Source organism: Micromonospora sp. DT15 (assembly GCF_049841475.1).
GTDB lineage: Bacteria > Actinomycetota > Actinomycetes > Mycobacteriales > Micromonosporaceae > Micromonospora.
The window spans coordinates 130,413-149,730 of sequence record NZ_JBNCKJ010000014.1; the positions used below are offsets into that span (position 1 = coordinate 130,413).

The window sequence follows — 19,318 nt, forward strand, 5'->3', positions numbered from 1 at the left end:
TCCATTCGGTTTCCGATGGGTAACACTGACAGGCATGGTTACTGCATCAAGAGTGCAACTAACCGTGCTGCGTGGCCGGGACGACGAGTGCCGGGCTGTCCGGAGCCTGCTCGACGGCATGACCAACGCCGGCGGTGCCCTGCTGTTGCGCGGGGAGCCCGGATCGGGCCGGACGGCGCTTCTCGGCTACGCCCAACGACACGCCGAGGGTGGCTGCACAGTGCTCGCCGGCAGCGGGCTCGCCGAGGAGGCCGCCCTGCCGTACGCCGGCCTGCAACGTCTGGTCGACCCGCTGCTCGACCGGGCCGCCGCGCTCCCTTATGAGCAGCGCCATCTGCTGCGGCGCGCGCTGGCCGGGGAGAGCTGCCCGGCCGACCGGCAGTTGACCCTGTCGATGGCGGTGCTCGGGCTGCTCACCGCCGCCGCCCGGGACCGGCCGTTGCTCGCCACGATGGACGACGTCGACCGAGGTGACCCGCAGACCGCGCAGGTGCTGGCGTTCGTGGCCCGCCGACTGCGGCACCTGCCGCTCGCCGTCCTGCTCACCGCCGACGTCACCGCCAACCTCGACGGGATACCGGCACACCGACTGCGCGCGCTTACCGAGCACGAGAGCCGCGGCGTCCTCACCGATCGACTCGATCGGCTGGCCGGGCGCGAGAGCGTCGACCGGCTTCCCGACCGGCCGGCCGCGTCGGTGCTGACCGCGTTGGCCGCGGTCGGCGGGGGCAACCCGCAGGCGCTGGTGGACCTCGCCGAGGTCCTCACCGCCGGGCAGTGGCGGGGCGAGGAGTCGCTGCCCGCCGCGCCACCGGCGGACGGGGCGCTGGGTCGCGCGTACCGTGCCCGGCTGGACCGGCTGCCCCCGGAGACCCGACGGGTGCTGTTGCTCGCCGCGCTCGATGAGGACGGCGAGCCGGGCACCCTGATCCGGGCCGCGGCGGCCGCGGGCGCCGAGGTCGAGGCGCTCGCCCCGGCGGAGGTCGCCGGCCTGGTCCGTGTCGAGCAACGCGGCGTCACCTTCCCGCAGCCGCTGGTGCGCACGATGATCGCGGCCAGCGCGCCGCTCGCGGAGCGCCGCGCGGCGCACCGACTGCTCGCCGAGGTGCTGGTCGCGGACGGGCAACGGCTGCGCCGTGCGATGCACCTCGCCGCCGCGACCGCGGGTGCCGATCCGGCCCTCGCCGCCGAGTTGGAGCAGGCGGCGGTCGGCGGATCCGACGGCTGGGCCGCCGCCTCGGTGGCCCTGCGGTGGGCCGCCGAACTGAGCGACCAGCCGAGGCTGACCGCCACCCGTCTGTTGGCCGCAGCCCGGTACGCCTGGGCCGGGGGACAACCCGACGAGGCCCGGCTGCTGCTCGACCGCCTCCGCGCGGTGGGCGTCGACCCGGTCGTTCGGGGCCACGCCGACCTGCTCCGCGGCGAGCTGGAACTGCGCTGCGGCACCGCCTCGAGTGCGTCGGCCACGCTGCTGGCCGCCACCGCGGCGGTGGACGGCACCGACCGTGCACTGGCGATGGCCGGGCTGGTACGCGCCGGCGAGGCGGTCTGCTTCACCGGCGACCAGTACCGCTACGCCGAGGTCGGACGGCGGGCGCTGGCGTTGCGGCGCCCGGGTGACCCGCCGGCCCTGGAGGTCATGGGCTGTCTGATCGCCGGGGTGGCGGCGACCCTGCGGGGCGACCACGAGCGGGCCGGGCCCGCGCTGCGCCGCGCCGTGGTGCTGGGTGACCGGCTGACCGGTTGGGCGTTGACCCCCACCGCGCTCAGCTGCGCCGCGGCGGCCGGGCTGCTGGTGGCCGTGGACGGCGCTGCCCACCGGCTCGCCGAACGCGCGGTCGAGCTGGCCCGGGAACGGGGTGAGCTGTCCATGCTGTCGCGGGCGTTGGAGCTGCGGGCGGTCGCCGAGTACTGGCTGGGTCGACACGAGGCGGCGGCGGAGACCTCCCGCGACGGGCTGCGCGTCGCCCGGGCCACCGGGCAGGTCAACTGCGCCAACGTACACCTGGGCATGCTCGCCGTCCTCGCCGCGATCCGGGCCGATCGGGAGACCAGCCTGCGGCGGATCCGTGAGATCGGCGAGTCGCCGACGCCGGGCAGCCGCCCGCACGCGCTCGCCGCGTGGGCCCTGGCGGTGCTCGACCTGGTGGACGGCCGGCACGCCGAGGCGGCGGACCGGTTGGCGTCGCTGTCCCGGCTCGGCACGCGCCGAGGTCAGGTCCTCGTGCAGGTGATGGCCACCCCGTACCTGGTGGAGGCGGCGGCGCACCTGGCGCACCGGCCGGCGGCGACGGCCGCGCTCGCCGCGTTCGACAGGTGGGCCAGCAGCACCGCGAGCCCGTTGCGCCGGGCCCTGTCCGCGCGGTGCCACGCACTGCTCGCCCCTCGGGGCGGCACCGACGCGGAACGGGACTTCGAGGCGGCGCTGCGCCTGCACCCCACCGAGGCTGGCACGTTCGAGCGGGCCCGCACCGAGCTGCTCTTCGGTCAGGAGTTGCGCCGCAGTCGACGCCCTCGCGACGCGCGGACGCACCTGCACCAGGCCCGCGAGATGTTCAGCCTGCTCGGGGTGGAGTGTTGGGCCGAGCAGGCCACCACGGAGCTGCGGGCGGCTGGGGAGTCGATCGGTCCGCCGGACCTGCCCGCGGCGCGGTTGTTGACCGGCCAGCAACTGCGGATCGCCGAGTTGGTCGCCGAGGGCGCCACCAACCGGGAGATCGCCGCCCGGATGTTCCTCTCCACCCGTACGGTCGACCACCACCTGCGCAACGTGTTCCACCGGCTGGGTATCCGTTCGCGGACCGAGCTGGCCCGCGCGTTCACTGCCGAACGGCACGTCGGTCTGAGCTCCGACCGGTGAACGCCCGGTCTGGACGCGTTTAACTATCACCGCTAGTTTGTGCGTCATGGACCTCACCCTCTCCGCCGAGCAGGCGGCGGTCCGCCAGTTGGCCGCCGAGTTCGCCGACCGCGAGCTGCTACCGCACGCAGCCGCCTGGGACCGCCGCGAATCGGTCGACCCCGCCATCGTCGGCATGCTCGGTGACCTGGGCTTCCTGGGGCTGACCATCGCCGAGGCCGACGGCGGTTCCGGCGGCGACCACCTCGCGTACTGCCTGGTCCTGGAGGAACTGGGCCGGGGAGACTCGGCGGTGCGCGGCATCGTCTCGGTCTCCCTCGGCCTGGTCGCGAAGTCGATCGCTGCGCACGGGAGCGCGGAGCAGCGGGCCGAGTGGTTACCAGGGCTCTGCGCCGGCACCGCACTCGGCTGCTTCGCGCTGACCGAGCCGGACAGCGGCTCGGACGCGGCCGCACTGCGCACCCGCGCGGTCCGCGACGGCACCGACTGGTTGCTCACCGGCACGAAGATGTTCATCACCAACGGCACCACCGCCGACGTCGCGCTGGTCTTCGCCCGCACCGGCGGCCCCGGGCACCGAGGAATCACCGCGTTCCTGGTGCCCACCGACAGCCCGGGGCTGACGCGGCGGGAGATCCACGGCAAGCTCGGTCTGCGCGGTCAGGCCACCGGCGAGCTGGGCTTCGACGAGGTGCGTGTGCCCGACACGGCCCGCCTCGGCGCCGAAGGCGCCGGATTCCGACTGGCCCTGGCGACCCTCGCCAAGGGCCGGATGTCGGTGGCCGCCGGGTGCGTCGGCATCGCGCAGGGCTGCCTCGACGCGGCGGTCGGTTACGCCGGGCAGCGCACCCAGTTCGGCAAGCCGATCGCCGGGCACCAGCTCGTCCAACAACTGCTCGCCGCCATCGCTGTGGACACCGCCGCCGCCCGGCTGCTGGTGTGGCAGGTGGCCGACCTGATCGACAGTGACCAGCCGTTCGCCACCGAGGCGTCGATGGCCAAGCTCTTCGCCAGTGAGGCCGCCGTCCGCGCGGCCAACAACGCGGTCCAGGTCTTCGGTGGGTACGGCTACATCGACGAGTATCCGGTCGGCAAGTATCTGCGCGACGCCCGGGTGGCCACGCTCTACGAGGGCACCAGTCAGATTCAGCAACTCCTCATCGGACGCGCGCTCACCGGCGTCAACGCCTTCTAGTACCTGTAGGGAGATCCGGCATGAGAGTGTTCACCTCGTTCGAGGAGCTGGCCGCCGCGACCGGCGAGAGCCTCGGGCCCGGTCCGTGGCAGCGCGTCGAGCAGAGCCGCGTCGACCTCTTCGCCGACGCCACCGACGACCACCAGTGGATCCATCTCGACCCGGTCCGAGCCGCGGCGGGGCCGTTCGGCGGGACGATCGCCCACGGGTACCTCACCCTGTCGCTGTTGCCGGCGTTGGCGGGCGGGCTCTACCGGGTTGAGGGGGTGGCGATGGGCGTCAACTACGGGCTGAACCGGGTGCGTTTCCCCGCGCCGCTGCGGGTCGGCGCCGCCGTACGGGCCACCGCCACCATCGCCGACGTGTCGCCGGTCAGCGGCGGTGTGCAGCTGGTCGTGACGGTCACCGTGGAGAGCGACAGCGGCGGCAAGCCCGTCTGCGTGGCCGAGACCGTGAGCCGGCTCTACGGCGCTGCGCAGCAGTGACCGCTCGACCCCGCGTCGGTAAATGTCGGCGCGGTGCCGAGCCGGTGTGACCCGGCACCGCGACGGTTGGTGTCAGGCGAGCGTGCAGGCGGTGCCGTTGAGGGTGAATGCGGCCGGCCGACCGGTGCCACCCGTGTGGGTGGCCTGGAAGCCGATGTCGACCGAGGTGTTCGGCGCGATCGTCGCGTTGTAGGAGACGTTTCGGGCGGTCACCGCTCCGCTGGACGGGGAGTAGGTGGCGTTCCACCCGCTGGTGATGCTCTGCCCACTGGGCAGCGTGAACGCCAGGCTCCAACCGTTCACCGGCGTGCTGCTGGTGTTGGTCACCGAGACCGACGCGGTGAGACCGCTGTTCCAGGCGTTGATCGTGTACGAGACGCGGCAGTCACCGGACGGCGGCGGCGTGGTCGGCGGGGGAGTGGTCGGCGGGGGCGTGGTCGGAGGCGTGTCGCCCCCGATGCTGCCGGGCACCATACGGAGAGCGTCGTACCAGGCGGCGGCCATCTTGCGGTAGCCGGTGGCGTTCGGGTGCACCCCGTCGGCCAGGTCGCTGAGCGTCAGTGCGCGGTACATGTCGACAAGGTGTACGCGTTTGCCGGCGGCGGCCCGGCTCTGCACGATCCCGGGGATCGCGGCGTTGTAGCCCCGGACCTGGTTGTCCGCGCCGGACTTCGGGATGATCGTCGCGACGAACACGTCGGCGTTCGGGGCGGTGTTGGTGATCCGGTCGACGAGAGTGGCCAGCCGGGACGGGGCCCCGGACGTGTCGCCGTACATGTCGTTGGTGCCGATGTGCAGCAGCACGGTCCGCGGATTCGTGGCCCGCAACCAGTTCACCACGTTGGCGTCGATCTGGGCGATGGTCCAGCCGGAGTGGCCCTGGTGGTCGTGGTCGCCGAGGCTGGCTGGCCCGTTGAACTGGGAGCCGACGAAGTCGATCCGGTAACCACCGGACGTGAACCGCTGCCACAACTCGATCCGGTAACCGCCGGGGACGTTGAATCCGTCGGTGATCGAGTCGCCGAGCGGCATCACGCGGACGCCGCCGTTGGACTCCGCGCTGGCGGGAGTGGTCGCGATCGGCACGGCGGCGACAATGGCGGCGACGGCAGCCAGGGCCGTCCACCATCGACGAGCCCGCCGGGGCCTCGACGTCGGTGCGTTGCCGGTCGGTGCGAGAGGGACGGGTTGCACGAGCGTTGGACTGCGCATGGGACTTCCTCTGGTGGGGGTGCGCGACATCAGCGGCCACCGGCGAGACGGCTGCCGTCATGACGCGGTACGCGGAGGTGGGGTGCGCGGCACGACCAACAACCCGGACGTCTGCACTGGTGGTCGTGGCGGTGTACGGCGGGCACCGGCCGTCGAGGATCTGGCGGGACGGACCGGGAAGCCGTGGCGGAGGTGTGCCCTGCACCTCGCCTGACGCACCATAGCGTGTTATCGCTAACACCGGCAACGCATCAGCACCCGACGATGCCTCAGGCGTTCAGGCCCGCGCTGGGTGGAGGACCGAGCCCAGCCAGCGCAGCTGACGTCGCACATGCACGGCCTCGCCGCCCTCATGGCCGTTGAACGGGTAGACGTGCATCTCGCGCTCGGGCGGGACCGGCCTCCCGTTCGCGGCGCCGTAGTGGTTGTAGGCGGCGAAGGCGGTTCGCGGTGGGCAGACGGTGTCGCGTCCGCCGACGCCGAAGTGCGCCGGCGCAGTCGCCCGACGCGCGAAGTTCACCCCGTCCATATAGGACAGCGTGCGCCACACCGCCTCCTGGGCCTCCCGGTTCACCGCCAGGTACCGGGCGATCTCGCCGTACGGCGCGAGGTCGGTGAGCGCGACGGCCCGGCGCATGTCGCACAGGAACGGGGCGGTGGTCAGCACCGCGCTGAGGTCCTCGACGAGACCCGCCACCGCCAGGGCGATGCCGCCACCCTGGCTGTTGCCGACCACGGTGACCCGGTCACCCTCGACCCCCGGCAGCGCGCGGACCGCCTCGACCGCCCGCACCGCGTCGGTTATCAGGCGGCGATAGTGGTAGGTGCGCGGATCGAGGATCCCCCAGGTGGCCGGCCAGGGCCCGCCGGGCGCGCCGTGCGGGTCGGGGGTGTCCCCGGCGCCGTGCTGCCCCGCCTGTCCCCGGTTGTCCATCAGCAGGTGCGCGTACCCGGCCACCGCCCAGGTCGGGCGTTCGTGGGGCAGACCGCGCCCGCGCCCGTAGCCGGCGTACTCGACCACGGCCGGCAGTGGTTCGCTGACCCCGGCCGGGCGGGTGTACCAGGCGCGGACCGGGTCACCACCGAAGCCGGCGAACGTGACGTCCCAGGAGTCGAGCAGCCGCAGGTCGGTGGGTTCGGGGCGGACGTCGACGAGCACCGGTACGGCTGCCGCCCCGGTGAGCGTGTCCCGCCAGAACTCGTCGAAGTCGTCGGGTTCGGCGACCTCGGGCGCGTAGCGCTGGAGGTCGTCGAAGGTGGAGGCGGTGTGGGGCACGGGTCCTCGCAGGGGCCGGGGTCAGTGCGGATGGGTGGGGGGCGCGGTGCTCTCCCGGAGGACCAACTCGGTCACCAGGTCGATCCGGCTGGTCGCCGGCTCGTTCCCCCTGGTCAGGTCGAGCAACATCTGGGTGGCGATGCCGGCCATGTCGCGCAACGGCTGGTTGATCGTGGTGAGCGCCGGGTCGGTCCAGGCGGAGACCGGCAGGTTGTCGTACCCGATCACCGAGAGGTCCTCGGGCACTCGCAGGCCGCACTGACGGGCGGCCCGGAGCACCCCCATGGCCTGGATGTCCGACCCGGCGAAGATCGCCGTGGGTCGGTCCGGCCGCTGGAGCAGTTGCAGCCCGTGGGCGTGCCCCGCTCCGGCGGAGAAACTGCCGTAGCGGATCAGCTCGCGATCGACCACGATTCCGGCTTCGTCGTGGGCCGACTGGAAGCCGGCCGCGCGGGCTCGACTGCACAGCACGTCGGGTGGCCCGGAGATGATGGCGATCCGTCGGTGCCCCAGCTCCAGCAGGTGCCGGGCGGCGAGCAGGCCGCCGTTCCAGTTGTTCGACCCGACGGTCGGCACTGAGGCCGAGGTGGCGCTGTCGGTGTCGACGACGACGAACGGAATGCCCTGCCGGCGCAGGTGCTGCTGTTGGGCCTCGGCCAGGTGGGAGAGGACGAACACCACGCCCAGGGGGCGGTCGGCGAGTAACGCCTCCAACCATCGTGCCGGCGGGCGGTGCGCGCCGTCGAGCTGGGCGATCGACAGCCCGATGCCGGCCGCGGAGGTCACCGCCTCGACGCCCCGCAGGATCTCCATCGCCCAACCCGTGTCGAACTCGTGGAACACGAGGTCCACCCGGCCGCCGCTGGTCGCCTGTCGCCGGGCGCGGCGCTGGTACTGGTGGCGGTCGAGGCTCGCCTCCACCCGGGCTCTGGTGCCGGGGGCGACATCACCGCGTCCGTTGAGGACCTTGGACACGGTCGCGACCGAGACGCCGACATCGTTGGCGATGGTGGCGATGGTGGTGGAGGCAGGTGGGTCGAGCGGGCGGTGCTCTGTCATCGCGGCCTCATACAACATCCGAAAGTTTCGGGCGACCTTAACATGATGGGACATTCACGCCAGTAGTTGCCGCACTCGGACTGCGCATTGGCCGGACATCGCGCGGCTCGTCGGCAACGGAACGCCAATCGTGGGCTCACCGTGTGCAGGAAACATCCCCTGGTAGTCCGATTGGGACACTTGACAGGCATCGATGGGGCACTTAGGTTGCCGAAAAGGTTACGCAGGTTTCCGGAAAGTTTCGGATCGTGAGAAACGTCCGCCACGGAGCTGGTTCCACCAGGGCACGGGGATGTGGCCGGAGCTAAGGGGTCAGGGCATGAGAAGTCAGTCGCTCGGAGACGGCGGCGCCGCGCCGTGGCGTGATCAGCGGCTGTCGCCGACCGAGCGGGCCGACGCGCTCCTGCCGAAGATGTCCCTCGAAGAGAAGATCGCCCAGCTCGTCGGGGTCTGGGTCGGCGCCGACGCCAGCGGCGAGGGCGTCGCACCGCACCAGTCGGACATGATCAGCGAGTTGCCGCCGTGGAGCACTGTCATCCAGTACGGGTTGGGCCAGCTGACCCGTCCGTTCGGCACCGCCCCGGTCGACCCGGTGCTCGGCGCCCGGTCACTGGCGGCCTCGCAGGCGCAGATCGTGGCCGCCAGTCGGTTCGGCATCCCGGCGCAGGTGCACGAGGAGTGCCTCACCGGGTTCGCGGCGTGGCGGGCCACCGTCTACCCGACTCCGCTGAGCTGGGGCGCGTCCTTCGACCCCGAACTGGTCGAGGCGATGGCCGGCCGGATCGGGCGGTCGATGCGGGCCGCCGGTGTGCACCAGGGCCTCGCCCCGGTGCTGGACGTCACCCGGGACTACCGCTGGGGTCGTACCGAGGAGACGATCGGCGAGGACCCCTACCTGGTCGGGACGACAGGTGCCGCCTACGTGCGGGGCCTGGAGCGGGCCGGTGTGGTGGCCACGCTGAAACACTTCGCCGGCTATTCCGCCTCCCGAGGCGGACGCAACCTCGCGCCGGTGCCGATGGGCCGCCGCGAGCTGGCCGACGTCATCCTGCCGCCGTTCGAGATGGCGCTGCGTCTCGGCGGCGCCCGCTCGGTGATGAACTCCTACGCCGAGATCGACGGCCTGCCCGTCGCGGCCGACCGTGGGCTGCTGACCGGGCTGTTGCGTGACGAGTGGGGCTTCACCGGCACAGTGGTGGCCGACTACTTCGCCGTACGGTTCCTGCAGACCCTGCACGGAGTCGCCGGGGATGCCGCCGAGGCCGCCCGGCTCGCTCTGCGGGCCGGGATCGACGTCGAGCTGCCCACAGTGGACGCCTTCGGCGAACCCTTGGTCGAGGCGGCTCGCCGCGGCGAGGTCGACGAGGCGCTGATCGACTGCGCGCTGCGGCGGGTGCTGATCCAGAAGATCGAGCTCGGTCTGCTCGACGAGGGCTGGCAGGAGCTGCCCGACGACGTGGCGTCCCTGCGCTTCGACGACGAGGCCAGCCAGGACATCGCTCTTCGCCTGGCCCGGGAGTCAGTCGTCCTGGTGCGCAACACCGGCGTCCTCCCGCTGGCCGTGGCAAGCCGGGTCGCCCTGGTCGGCCCGGTCGCCGACGACCCGATGGGAATGCTCGGCTGCTACTCGTTCCCCAATCACGTGGGCGTCAACCACAGCGACTTCGGGCTCGGCCTGGCCATCCCCACACTGCGCGACGAGCTGGCCCGGCGCGTCCCGATGCTCACCCACGAGCCGGGGTGCACCGTCACCGGTGACGACACCTCGGGCATCCCGGCCGCGGTCGCCGCTGCCGCCGCCGCCGACGTGTGCGTGCTGGCCGTCGGCGACCGGGCGGGAATGTTCGGTCGGGGCACCTCCGGTGAGGGCTGCGACGCCGTCGACCTGCGACTACCCGGCGTGCAGAGCGACCTCGTCCGCGCCGTCCTCGCCACCGGCACCCCTGTCGTCCTGGTCCTGATGACCGGCCGCCCGTACGCGCTCGGCCCGGAGTTCGACGACGCGGCGGCCGTGGTGCAGGCGTTCTTCCTCGGCCAGCTCGGTGGGCAGGCGCTCGCCGAGGTGCTCACCGGCGCGGTCAACCCCTCCGGACGGTTGCCGGTCAGCGTGCCCCGCGACGCCGGCGGACTGCCGAGCACCTACCTCGCGCCACCGCTCGGCCGGCGCAACAAGGTCTCCTCGATCGACCCGACCCCGGCGTACCCGTTCGGCCACGGGCTGAGCTACACCACCTTCGAGTGGTCCGACGCCACAGTGGTCGAACCGCGTGAAGATCCGACTGCCTGGCCGGTCGACGGCGAGGTACGGGTGCGGATCACCGTCGCCAACACCGGTGAGCGGGCCGGCACCGAGGTCGTGCAGCTCTACCTGCACGACCCGGTCGCGCAGACCACCCGTCCGGTGGTCCGGCTGATCGGCTACAAGCGGCTGCCGCTGGCGCCCGGCGAGGTGGCGCACGTGACGTTCGGCGTACCTGCCGACGTGGCGTCGTTCACCGGGCTGACCGGCAGACGGATCGTCGAGCCCGGCGACGTCGAGCTGCGGTTCGGCCGCTCCAGCGGCGAGGTGGCGGCGGCCCTGCCGCTGCGACTGGTCGGCACCGAACGCCAGGTCGGCTTCGAGCGGGAACTGCTCACCTCGGTGCGGGTCGAGCCCCTCGTGGCCGTTGCGCAGTCGGCATAGGAGGCCACGGATGACATCCACCCTGCGGCCACCGCCGCCGGCGCCGCCGAGTCCTCCGCAGCGGGTGCAGAGCCCTGCCCCGCGCTCGCCACGACGCCGTCGCAGTTGGCGGCAGGCACTGCGCCGGGACTGGCAGCTCTACTCCCTCGCCATCCTGCCGCTGCTGTTCTTCCTGGTGTTCCGGTATCTGCCGATGATCGGCAACATCATCGCGTTCCGTCGGTTCAAGCCGGGCGGCAGCATCTTCGGTGAGTACTGGGTCGGGCTGCGCTACTTCCGGATGTTCCTCAGCGACCCGACGTTCTGGGAGGTGTTCACCAACACTCTGGTGCTCGGGGCGCTGACCCTGCTGTTCTGCTTCCCGCTGCCCATCGTGCTGGCGCTGCTGCTCAACGAGGTCCGGGCCCGCCGCTTCAAGCGGTTCGTCCAGTCCGTGTCCTACCTGCCGCACTTCCTGTCGATCGTGATCGTGGCGGCGATGGTCATGCAGTTGACCTCGATCGAGGGCGCCGCCAACCAGATCGTCAACCTGTTCGGCGGCGACCCGGTGGCGTTCCTGCAGAGACCTGAGTGGTTCCGCACCATCTACGTCTCGTCCGAGGTCTGGCAGACGGTCGGCTGGGGCACGATCCTCTACCTCGCCGCCCTCACCACCATCGACGAGGACCTGTACGAGGCCGCCCGGATCGACGGAGCCGGCCGGCTGCGCCAGACCTGGCACATCACGTTGCCCGGCATCCGCCCGACGATGATGACCTTGCTGATCCTCAACATCGGCAGCTTCCTGGCCGTCGGGTTCGAGAAGATCCTGCTGCTCTACAACCCGTTGACGTACCCGACCGCCGACGTGGTCTCCACCTACCTGTTCCGGATGGGCTTCCAGTCGAGCAACTTCAGCTACGCGGCGGCCATCGGCCTCTTCGAGGCGGTGATCGGGCTGATCCTCGTCCTGTCGGCGAACGTCATCTCCCGTCGCACTGTGGGGACGAGCCTGTGGTGACCTTCGGTACGAAGATCGACGCCCCGAAGACGCGCGGGCCGGACGACAGCCGGGGTTACCGGATCTTCCGCGTCGTCAACACTGTCGTCCTGCTCGGCGTCGTGGTCGTGACGTTGTACCCGTTCCTCAACATCGTGGCCCGCTCGCTCAGCGAAGAGGCGTACATCATCGCCGGCAAGGTCACCTTCTTCCCGCGCGGGTTCGACCTGACCGCGTACAAGCTGGTGATGTCCGACTCGATGTTCTGGACGAACTACCGCAACACTGTGGTGTACACGGTGGTCGCGACGCTCATCTCGATCGTGCTGACCACCTGTTACGCGTACGTGCTGTCGAAGCCGCAGCTCAAGGGGCGCGGAGTGCTCGTCGGTGTCGCGCTGTTCACCATGTTCTTCTCGGGTGGCCTGATTCCCAACTACGTGCTGGTCACCAGCCTGGGGATGAAGAACACCATCTGGGCCGTGGTGATCCCCAATGCCATCAGCGTATTCAACCTGCTGGTCATGAAGGCGTTCTTCGAGAGTCTGCCGAGCGAGTTGGAGGAGGCCGCAGCCGTCGACGGGCTGAACACCTACGGCATCCTGCTGCGGATCGTGCTGCCGCTGTCGAAGGCGATCATCGCGACGATGGTGCTCTTCTACGCGGTGTCCTTCTGGAACTCGTGGTTCACCGCGTTCCTCTACATCGACCGGCAGGACCTGCTGCCGGTCACCGTCTACCTGCGCAACCTGATCGCGGGTGCCACCGACGCACAGCAGTCAGGCGCGGCCGAGGCCGATGTCGTGCAGGCCGCGGCCACACTCCAGGCCGTGACGATCGTGCTCACCACCCTGCCGATCCTGGCGGTCTACCCCTTCGTCCAGCGGTACTTCGTCCGCGGCGTGATGCTCGGCGCGGTCAAGGGATGACGGCGAGCGCGCGGCACCTCCGAACCCCACCATTGAAAGGACGAGCCATGCTCCACAAGACGTGGCGCCGCGTGGCGGTAGCCACCGCGGGTCTGCTCGCGCTCTCCCTTACCACCGCCTGTTCCGAGGACCCCGGTGAGTCGACCGACCTCTCCGAGAACCGGGTCGGCGCGATGGCCAACTACGGCATCGGCGACCAGTTCAAGGCCACCGAGGCTCTCTCGTTCTCCACCCTCTACAACAACCACACGTTCTACCCGCTCAAGGAAGACTGGCTGTTCTGGTCGGAGCTCACCAAGCGGACCAATGTCAAGATCGAACCGGTGGCCGTGCCGCTGAGCGACTACGAGCAGAAGCGCAGCCTGCTGATCGGCGCCGGCGACGCCCCGATGATCATCCCGAAGACGTACCACCCGCAGGAGAACGCCTTCGTGTCCTCCGGGGCGATCCTCCCGGTGAGCGACTACCTGGACCTGATGCCCAACCTCAAGGACAAGATCACCAAGTGGAACCTCCAGCCGGAGATCGACAACCTACGGCAGTCCGACGGTAAGTTCTACCTGCTGCCCGGCCTTCACGAGAAGCCCACGCAGGACTACACGGTGCTGGTGCGCACCGACATCATGCAGGAGCTCAACCTGGCGGTCCCGAAGACCTGGGACGAGCTGTACACGGTGCTCAAGGCGATGAAGGCCAAGTACCCGAACGTCTACCCGTACTCCGACCTCTTCAGCAAGCCCAACCCGACCGGCGCGTTGCTGAACATCCTCGGCTCGGCCCACGGCACCCAGGCGGGCTGGGACTACCAGCACGCGACCTGGGACCCGGCGGCGAAGAAGTTCAGCTACACCGGCGCGTCCGAGCAGTACAAGCAGATGGTCACCTACCTGCACAAGCTCGTCGCCGAGGGGCTGCTCGACCCGGAAAGCTTCACCCAGACCGACGACCAGGCACGCCAGAAGCTCGCCAACGGCAAGTCCTTCGTGGTCACCGGCAACGCGCAGACCCTGGTCAACAACCACCGCCCCGACCTGGCCAAGACCCTGCCGAACGCCAAGATGGCCAAGATCCCGCTGCCGATCGGCCCGGCTGGCGAGATCAACCCGTTCCCCCGGTTGGAGAACGGCATCATGATCTCCACGAAGGCTCGGGAGAGCAAGAACTTCGTGGCCATGATGCAGTTCATCGACTGGTTGTGGTATTCGGACGCAGGCCTGGAGTTTGCCCGCTGGGGCGTCGAGGGCACGACCTTCACCAAGGACGCGTCCGGCAAGCGCACGCTCAACCCCGGGGTCGACTTCCTCGGGCTCAACCCGAAGGCGCCCAAGCACCTGCAGAAGGACTTCGGCTTCCACAACGGCGTCTTCGCCTACGGCGGCACTCCCGACCTGGTTCGCGGGTTCTTCTCGCCGGAGGAGCTGGAGTTCCAGAAGGTGATGGACGCCCGCAAGCCGAGGGTGGTGCCCCCGCCGGCCCCGTTGAGCGACGAGGAGCGCGAGCAGGTGTCGCTCTGGGAGACGCCGCTGAAGGACTTCGTCACCCAGAACACGCTGAAGTTCGCCCTCGGTCAGCGTCCGCTCAGTGAGTGGGACGCGTACGTGGCCGAGCTGAAGGCCAAGAACTCCGACCAGTACATCGACCTGGTCAACAAGGCGTACGAGCGGTTCCAGAAGAACAACGGCTGATCGGCGGGAGTCCGGTCGGGTCGCCCCTGGCGCGGCCCGGCCGGACCCCCGGCCACCACGGATCAGCTGAGTCGACGGGAGGGAGCGAGCGTGAGTGGCGCGACTCAGACCCGGCGACAGTTCGGCGACGGACCACTGTCGCGGATCACCTCGCGCGTCTACATCCTGCTCGTGGTCGAGTTGCTCCTGCTGCTCACCACGTTGCCCGCCCTGCTTCCGCTGCTGGTGCTGGGCCGCGATCCGAGCAACCTGCCGCTGGCCGCACTCCTGCTGGTACCGGTCGGCCCGGCGATCTCCGCCGCCCTGTACGCCCTGCGCCACCAGCGAACCGACCTGACCGACCTGCGGCCGGCCACCCTGTTCTGGCGCGGCTACCGGGCCAACGTGCTCGGCGTGCTGCGCGTCTGGGTGCCGACGCTGCTGTGGCTGACAGTGCTCGCCGTGAACCTCGCCTACCGCGGCGCGGTCGGCCTGTCGAGCTGGTGGGCGGTGCCGCTGGTGCTGATCGGAGTGGGCGTGACGCTCTGCGCGGCCAACGCCCTGGTGATCACCTCGCTGTTCGACTTCCGCACCCGCGACGTGCTCCGGCTGGCCGTGCACTTCCTCGTGCGTACCCCCGGTGTTGCCGTCGGCAACGCTCTGCTGCTGGCCGCTGCGGCCGGGATCACCGCGGTCTTCTCCGAAGCGGTGCTGATGCTGCTGGCGTCGATCGCGGTGCTGGCGTACCTGCGCGTCGGCGACCCGATGATCCACCTGATCCGGGAGGAGTTCATCAGATGAGCCTGCCCCTCAGCGCCAAGGTGCCCTTCGGGGGCGACTACAACCCGGAACAGTGGCCCGAGGACGTGTGGAAGCAGGACTACCGTCTCTTCGACACGGCACGGATCGACCTGGTCACCCTCGGGGTGTTCGACTGGGCGCTCACCCAACCCGCCGAGGGCACCTACGACTTCGCGCTGCTGGACAGGATCGTCGAGCGGGCCAGTGCCGAGGGACGCGGGATCTGCCTGGCCACCGGCACCGGAGCCCACCCACCGTGGTTGGCGAAGGCGTACCCCGAGGTGACCCGGACCGACTTCGAGGGCCGCAAGCATCGCTTCGGTCAGCGACACAACTCCTGCCCCAGCTCGCCGATCTTTCGCCGGCTCTCGACGGAGCTGGCCCGCCGGGTCGCCCGTCGCTACGCCGACACCCCGGCGGTGCTCGCCTGGCACGTCGGCAACGAGTACGGCGGCGCCTGCTACTGCGCCCTGTGCGCGGCCGGCTTCCGGAACTGGCTGCGCCACCGCTACGGCACCCTCGACGAGCTGAACGAGGCCTGGTACACCACCTTCTGGTCGCACACCTTCACCGACTGGGACGAGATCGAGCCGCCCTCGGCGCTGACCGAGCACTGGCGCGGTCCGGACCACACAGCGTTCCCGGGCATCACACTGGACTACCTGCGGTTCACCTCCGACGCGATGCTGACGAACTTCCGCGACGAGAAGGCGGCCATCCGGGAGTCCAGCCCGGCACTGCCGGTGACCACGAACTTCATGGGCATGTACCGCCCGATCGACTACCACCGCTGGGCACCTCATCTGGACTTCGTCTCCTGGGACAACTACCCGCCCGACGACACGTCGGCGGCCCGGATGGCGCTGACCCACGACCTCATGCGCGGGCTCAAGGACGGCCAGCCGTTCTGGCTGATGGAACAGACCCCGAGCTTCACCGCGTGCCGCGACGTCAACCCGTTGAAGCGCCCCGGTCTGATGCGGCTGTGGAGCTGGCAGGCCGTGGCGCACGGCGCCGACGCGGTCCTCTTCTTCCAGCTGCGGGCCTCCCGTGGGGCCAGCGAGAAGTACCACGGTGCCGTCATCGGCCACGCCGGTCGCTCCGACACCCGGGTGTTCCGGGAGGTCGCCGAGCTGGGCGCCGAACTGGAACGGCTCGGCCCGGCGTCACTGGGCGCGCGGACCCCGGCCCGGGTGGCGCTGCTGTTCGACTGGGACAGCTGGTGGGCGTTGGAGGTGTCCGACGGCCCGTCCCGGCTGGTCCGCTACCAGCAGGTCGTGCTCGCGTACCACCGGGCCCTCTGGGACGCCGGTGTGGACCTGGACGTCGTCGCGGTGACCGCCGACCTGTCCGGCTACGACGTGGTCGTGGCCCCGGCCCTGCACCTGCTCAAGGGTGACCTGCCGCAGCGGCTGGAGGCGGTGGCGACGCGCGGCGGGTCGGTGCTGACCACCTACCTGTCCGGCCGGGTGGACGAGAACGACCAGGCGTTCCTGATGGACGTGCCGGGCCCGCTCGGTCAGCTCATGGGCGTCCGGGTCGACGAGTGGGACGCCCGCGGCCCGGAGGTGGTCAACACGGTCCGCCTCGGCGACGGCGCGGATCAGGTCGACGTCGACGCGAGCCTGCTGTTCGAGCTGGTCATTCCGCAGGGCGCGCAGGTCATCGGCACGTACCAGGCCGACTTCTACGCGGGCACCCCCGCGGTGACCCGTAACTCCTTCGGCGCCGGCGACGGGTGGTACGTGGCCGCCGGGCTGGACCAGGCCGGGGTGTCCTGGGTGGTTCGGCAGGTGCTCGCCCGGCACGACCTGCTCGGGCCCTACCCGGACGTGCCGGACCTGGAATCCGCCGTGCGGGTCGCGGCGGACGGGTCGCGGCTGCTGTTTCTGCTGAACCACCGCGCCGAGCCGGTCGAGGTGACCGCCCGGACCGGCGGCGTCGACCTGCTCACCGGCGACCGTACGGCGGCCGGCGGCGCCCTGCGACTGCCGGCGTACGGGGTTGTCGTGTTGGAGGAGGACCGGTGAACGCCGAAGAGTCGGTGGAGTTGGAGCAGCTGATGTTCGTCGAGGAGCCGATGGACGGTGACGAACCGCGCGTCCACCCGGCCTGGCTGCCGCCGGAGGCGTTCCGGTCGCTCGGCGCGCGTCGCATCCTCCTGCACGGCGAGGGGCTGCTCGTCGACACCGTCCTCAACGAGGTCTCGCGCGCCTGCGCCCGATACGGCGGACGGGTGTGGCACTCCCCGTCCTGGGACGTCGACGTCGACCTGGTGCTCGCCCTGCGCGACGCCGCCGAGCTGCCCAATCCGGCGGTGGAGGCGGCCCGCGCCGCCGGCGAGGCGGCGCTGGTCGAGCTGGGCGACGGCGGGACGCTCGGCGACGAGGGTTTCGTGTTGGCGCGGGCCGGCGACGTGACGGCGGTGCTGGCCGACGCGCCCGCCGGCCTGCTGTACGGGCTCTTCCACGTGGTCCGGCTCTGCGCGGCGGCCTTCGACCCGGCCCGCCCCCCGGAGCGGCACCGGCCGGCGCTGCGCCGACGAATGTTGAACCACTGGGACAACGTGGCAGTGCACCCGGTGATGGGCCAGGTCGAACGGGGGTACGCGGGCGGCTCGATCTTCTGGCAGGACGGCCGTCCGCGCGGCGACCTGGCCCGGGTGCGGGAGTACGGGCGGCTGCTGGCCTCCTGTGGGATCAACGCGATATCGGTGAACAACGTCAATGTGGCCCGTACCGAGGCGCTGCTGCTCACCGAACGGATCGGGGACGTGGCCGAGATCGCGGACGCGCTGCGCCCGTACGGCATCCGGGTGCACCTGTCGGTCAGCTTCGCCGCGCCGGTGCTCCTCGGTGGCCTGCCGACCGCCGACCCTTTGGACGAGAACGTACGCGTCTGGTGGGCCGGCACCACCAGACGGGTGTACGACCGGATCCCGGACTTCGGCGGCTACCTGGTGAAGGCCGACTCGGAGGGGCAACCCGGCCCGTTCACGTATGGCCGTGACCACGCCGACGGGGCGAACCTGCTGGCCGAGGCCCTCGCCCCGCACGGGGGAGTGGTGCACTGGCGGGCGTTCGTCTACAACCACCACCAGGACTGGCGGGACCGGTCCACCGACCGGGCTCGGGCCGCATACGACCACTTCGCCCCGCTCGACGGGCGGTTCCGCACCAACGTGGTCGTCCAGGTGAAGTTCGGCCCGGTGGACTTCCAGCCGCGCGAGCCGGTGTCACCGGTGCTCGCCGCGATGCCGGCGACCCGGCTGGCGGTGGAGTTGCAGGTCACTCAGGAGTACACGGGCCAACAGCGGCACGTCTGCCACCTCGGCCCGTGGTGGAGTGAGGTGCTCGGCTTCGCTCCCTGGGGGCCGGATGGGCGGACCATCGCCGACGTGGTCACGGGGGAGTCGGCGGCGGGCGGCGGGATGGTCGCCGTCGCCAACGTCGGCGACGACCTCTTCTGGACCGGGCATCCGTTGGCGCAGGCCAACCTGTACGCGTTCGGCCGGCTGGCCTGGGACCCTCGGCGGGACCCGACGGCGATCCTCGACGAGTGGATCACGTTGACCTTTCCGCCGTCGGCGACCGCCGACGCGGAGCTGGTGCGGCGGATCCTGCACGAGATCATGGACGACTCGTGGCGCACGTACGAGCGCTACACCGCCCCGCTGGGTGTCGGTTTCATGGTCAACCCCGGCGACCACTACGGCCCCGGCGTCGACGGGTACGAGTACACCCGGTGGGGCACCTACCACTTCGCCGACCGCGACGGCGTCGGCGTGGACCGCAGCCGAGCGTCGGGCACCGGCTTCGCCGGCCAGTACCCGCCGTACTGGGCGCAGGTGTACGAGTCACCCGAGACCTGCCCCGACGAGCTGCTGCTCTTCTTCCACCACGTGCCGTACGGGCACGTGCTGCACAGCGGCTCGACGGTCATCCAGCACATCTACGACACCCACTTCGCCGGGGTCGAGGAGGTGACGGCGATGCGACGCAGGTGGCAGACGCTGACCGGGATGATCGACCCGAGCGTGTACGAGCGGGTCGCCGAACGCCTCGACGAGCAGGTGCGCTGCGCCACCGAGTGGCGCGACCAGATCAACACGTACTTCTACCGCAAGTGCGGGGTGCCCGACGAGCGAGGGCGGGACATCTACTGAGCGGCGGTGC

The 19,318-nt window shown here is 70.8% G+C and carries 13 protein-coding genes; 10 read left to right on the forward strand and 3 right to left on the reverse strand.

Annotation, left to right across the window (positions count from 1 at the left end):
* The first annotated feature begins 34 nt into the window (after positions 1-34).
* From ACLQ3F_RS27440 to ACLQ3F_RS27450, 3 genes are read left to right on the forward strand one after another with little or no spacing between them, the layout of a single operon-like run.
* On the forward strand, positions 35-2,860 hold the full coding sequence (locus ACLQ3F_RS27440) for an AAA family ATPase (protein ID WP_425852290.1): 2,826 nt from the start codon (positions 35-37) through the stop codon (positions 2,858-2,860).
* A gap of 46 nt (positions 2,861-2,906) precedes the next feature.
* The gene (locus ACLQ3F_RS27445) at positions 2,907-4,055 is read left to right on the forward strand and encodes an acyl-CoA dehydrogenase family protein (protein WP_355006591.1); all 1,149 of its coding nucleotides are present in this window, start codon (positions 2,907-2,909) and stop codon (positions 4,053-4,055) included.
* Between the two features lie 20 nt (positions 4,056-4,075).
* Positions 4,076-4,540: a MaoC family dehydratase gene (locus ACLQ3F_RS27450; RefSeq protein WP_355006592.1), complete on the forward strand. Its 465-nt coding sequence runs from the start codon at positions 4,076-4,078 to the stop codon at positions 4,538-4,540.
* A 72-nt stretch (positions 4,541-4,612) separates the two neighbouring features.
* Here ACLQ3F_RS27450 and ACLQ3F_RS27455 read toward each other — a convergent pair whose 3' ends face one another.
* The 3 genes from ACLQ3F_RS27455 to ACLQ3F_RS27465 all read right to left on the reverse strand — a co-directional run bounded on the left by ACLQ3F_RS27455 (position 4,613) and on the right by ACLQ3F_RS27465 (position 8,087).
* Positions 4,613-5,752, reverse strand: a complete 1,140-nt coding sequence (locus tag ACLQ3F_RS27455) for a cellulose binding domain-containing protein (RefSeq protein WP_425852293.1) — start codon at positions 5,750-5,752, stop codon at positions 4,613-4,615.
* Between the two features lie 277 nt (positions 5,753-6,029).
* The gene (locus tag ACLQ3F_RS27460; protein WP_425852295.1) at positions 6,030-7,028 is read right to left on the reverse strand and encodes an acetylxylan esterase; all 999 of its coding nucleotides are present in this window, start codon (positions 7,026-7,028) and stop codon (positions 6,030-6,032) included.
* 21 nt (positions 7,029-7,049) lie between these two features.
* Positions 7,050-8,087 (reverse strand): LacI family DNA-binding transcriptional regulator, encoded by a 1,038-nt coding sequence (locus tag ACLQ3F_RS27465; protein ID WP_425852296.1) that lies wholly within the window; start codon positions 8,085-8,087, stop codon positions 7,050-7,052.
* Between the two features lie 319 nt (positions 8,088-8,406).
* Here ACLQ3F_RS27465 and ACLQ3F_RS27470 point away from each other — a divergent pair, with 319 nt between their 5' ends.
* The 7 genes from ACLQ3F_RS27470 (at position 8,407) to ACLQ3F_RS27500 (ending at position 19,308) form a co-directional block, all read left to right on the forward strand.
* Entirely contained in the window at positions 8,407-10,770 is a 2,364-nt protein-coding gene (locus ACLQ3F_RS27470; protein ID WP_425852299.1) for a glycoside hydrolase family 3 N-terminal domain-containing protein, read from the forward strand.
* Positions 10,771-10,780: 10 nt separating this feature from the next.
* Positions 10,781-11,770 carry an ABC transporter permease gene (locus tag ACLQ3F_RS27475; RefSeq protein ID WP_425852301.1) on the forward strand — a complete coding sequence of 330 codons (990 nt, stop codon included), beginning with the start codon at positions 10,781-10,783 and terminating at the stop codon, positions 11,768-11,770.
* Complete coding sequence (locus ACLQ3F_RS27480) at positions 11,767-12,678, forward strand: carbohydrate ABC transporter permease (RefSeq protein WP_355006598.1); 912 nt, start codon at positions 11,767-11,769, stop codon at positions 12,676-12,678. Before ACLQ3F_RS27475 ends, ACLQ3F_RS27480 begins: the two co-directional genes overlap by 4 nt.
* A 47-nt stretch (positions 12,679-12,725) precedes the next feature.
* Positions 12,726-14,363: an extracellular solute-binding protein gene (locus tag ACLQ3F_RS27485; RefSeq protein ID WP_357203513.1), complete on the forward strand. Its 1,638-nt coding sequence runs from the start codon at positions 12,726-12,728 to the stop codon at positions 14,361-14,363.
* A gap of 90 nt (positions 14,364-14,453) precedes the next feature.
* Positions 14,454-15,143 (forward strand): DUF624 domain-containing protein, encoded by a 690-nt coding sequence (locus ACLQ3F_RS27490; RefSeq protein ID WP_425852304.1) that lies wholly within the window; start codon positions 14,454-14,456, stop codon positions 15,141-15,143.
* A complete protein-coding gene (locus ACLQ3F_RS27495; protein ID WP_425852306.1) occupies positions 15,140-17,173 on the forward strand; it encodes a beta-galactosidase in 2,034 nt (677 codons plus the stop codon). Before ACLQ3F_RS27490 ends, ACLQ3F_RS27495 begins: the two co-directional genes overlap by 4 nt.
* Positions 17,170-19,308: an alpha-glucuronidase gene (locus ACLQ3F_RS27500; protein ID WP_425852307.1), complete on the forward strand. Its 2,139-nt coding sequence runs from the start codon at positions 17,170-17,172 to the stop codon at positions 19,306-19,308. The genes ACLQ3F_RS27495 and ACLQ3F_RS27500 overlap by 4 nt, the downstream gene beginning before the upstream one ends.
* The last annotated feature ends 10 nt before the right edge of the window (positions 19,309-19,318 follow it).

Coding starts and splice junctions, on each gene's coding strand:
- ACLQ3F_RS27495 (WP_425852306.1), top strand. CDS start 15,140: ATGAGCCTGCCCCTCAGCGCCAAGGTGCCCTTCGGGGGCGACTACAAC.
- ACLQ3F_RS27465 (WP_425852296.1), bottom strand. CDS start 8,087: ATGACAGAGCACCGCCCGCTCGACCCACCTGCCTCCACCACCATCGCC.
- ACLQ3F_RS27445 (WP_355006591.1), top strand. CDS start 2,907: ATGGACCTCACCCTCTCCGCCGAGCAGGCGGCGGTCCGCCAGTTGGCC.
- ACLQ3F_RS27455 (WP_425852293.1), bottom strand. CDS start 5,752: ATGCGCAGTCCAACGCTCGTGCAACCCGTCCCTCTCGCACCGACCGGC.
- ACLQ3F_RS27450 (WP_355006592.1), top strand. CDS start 4,076: ATGAGAGTGTTCACCTCGTTCGAGGAGCTGGCCGCCGCGACCGGCGAG.
- ACLQ3F_RS27440 (WP_425852290.1), top strand. CDS start 35: ATGGTTACTGCATCAAGAGTGCAACTAACCGTGCTGCGTGGCCGGGAC.
- ACLQ3F_RS27470 (WP_425852299.1), top strand. CDS start 8,407: ATGAGAAGTCAGTCGCTCGGAGACGGCGGCGCCGCGCCGTGGCGTGAT.
- ACLQ3F_RS27475 (WP_425852301.1), top strand. CDS start 10,781: ATGACATCCACCCTGCGGCCACCGCCGCCGGCGCCGCCGAGTCCTCCG.
- ACLQ3F_RS27485 (WP_357203513.1), top strand. CDS start 12,726: ATGCTCCACAAGACGTGGCGCCGCGTGGCGGTAGCCACCGCGGGTCTG.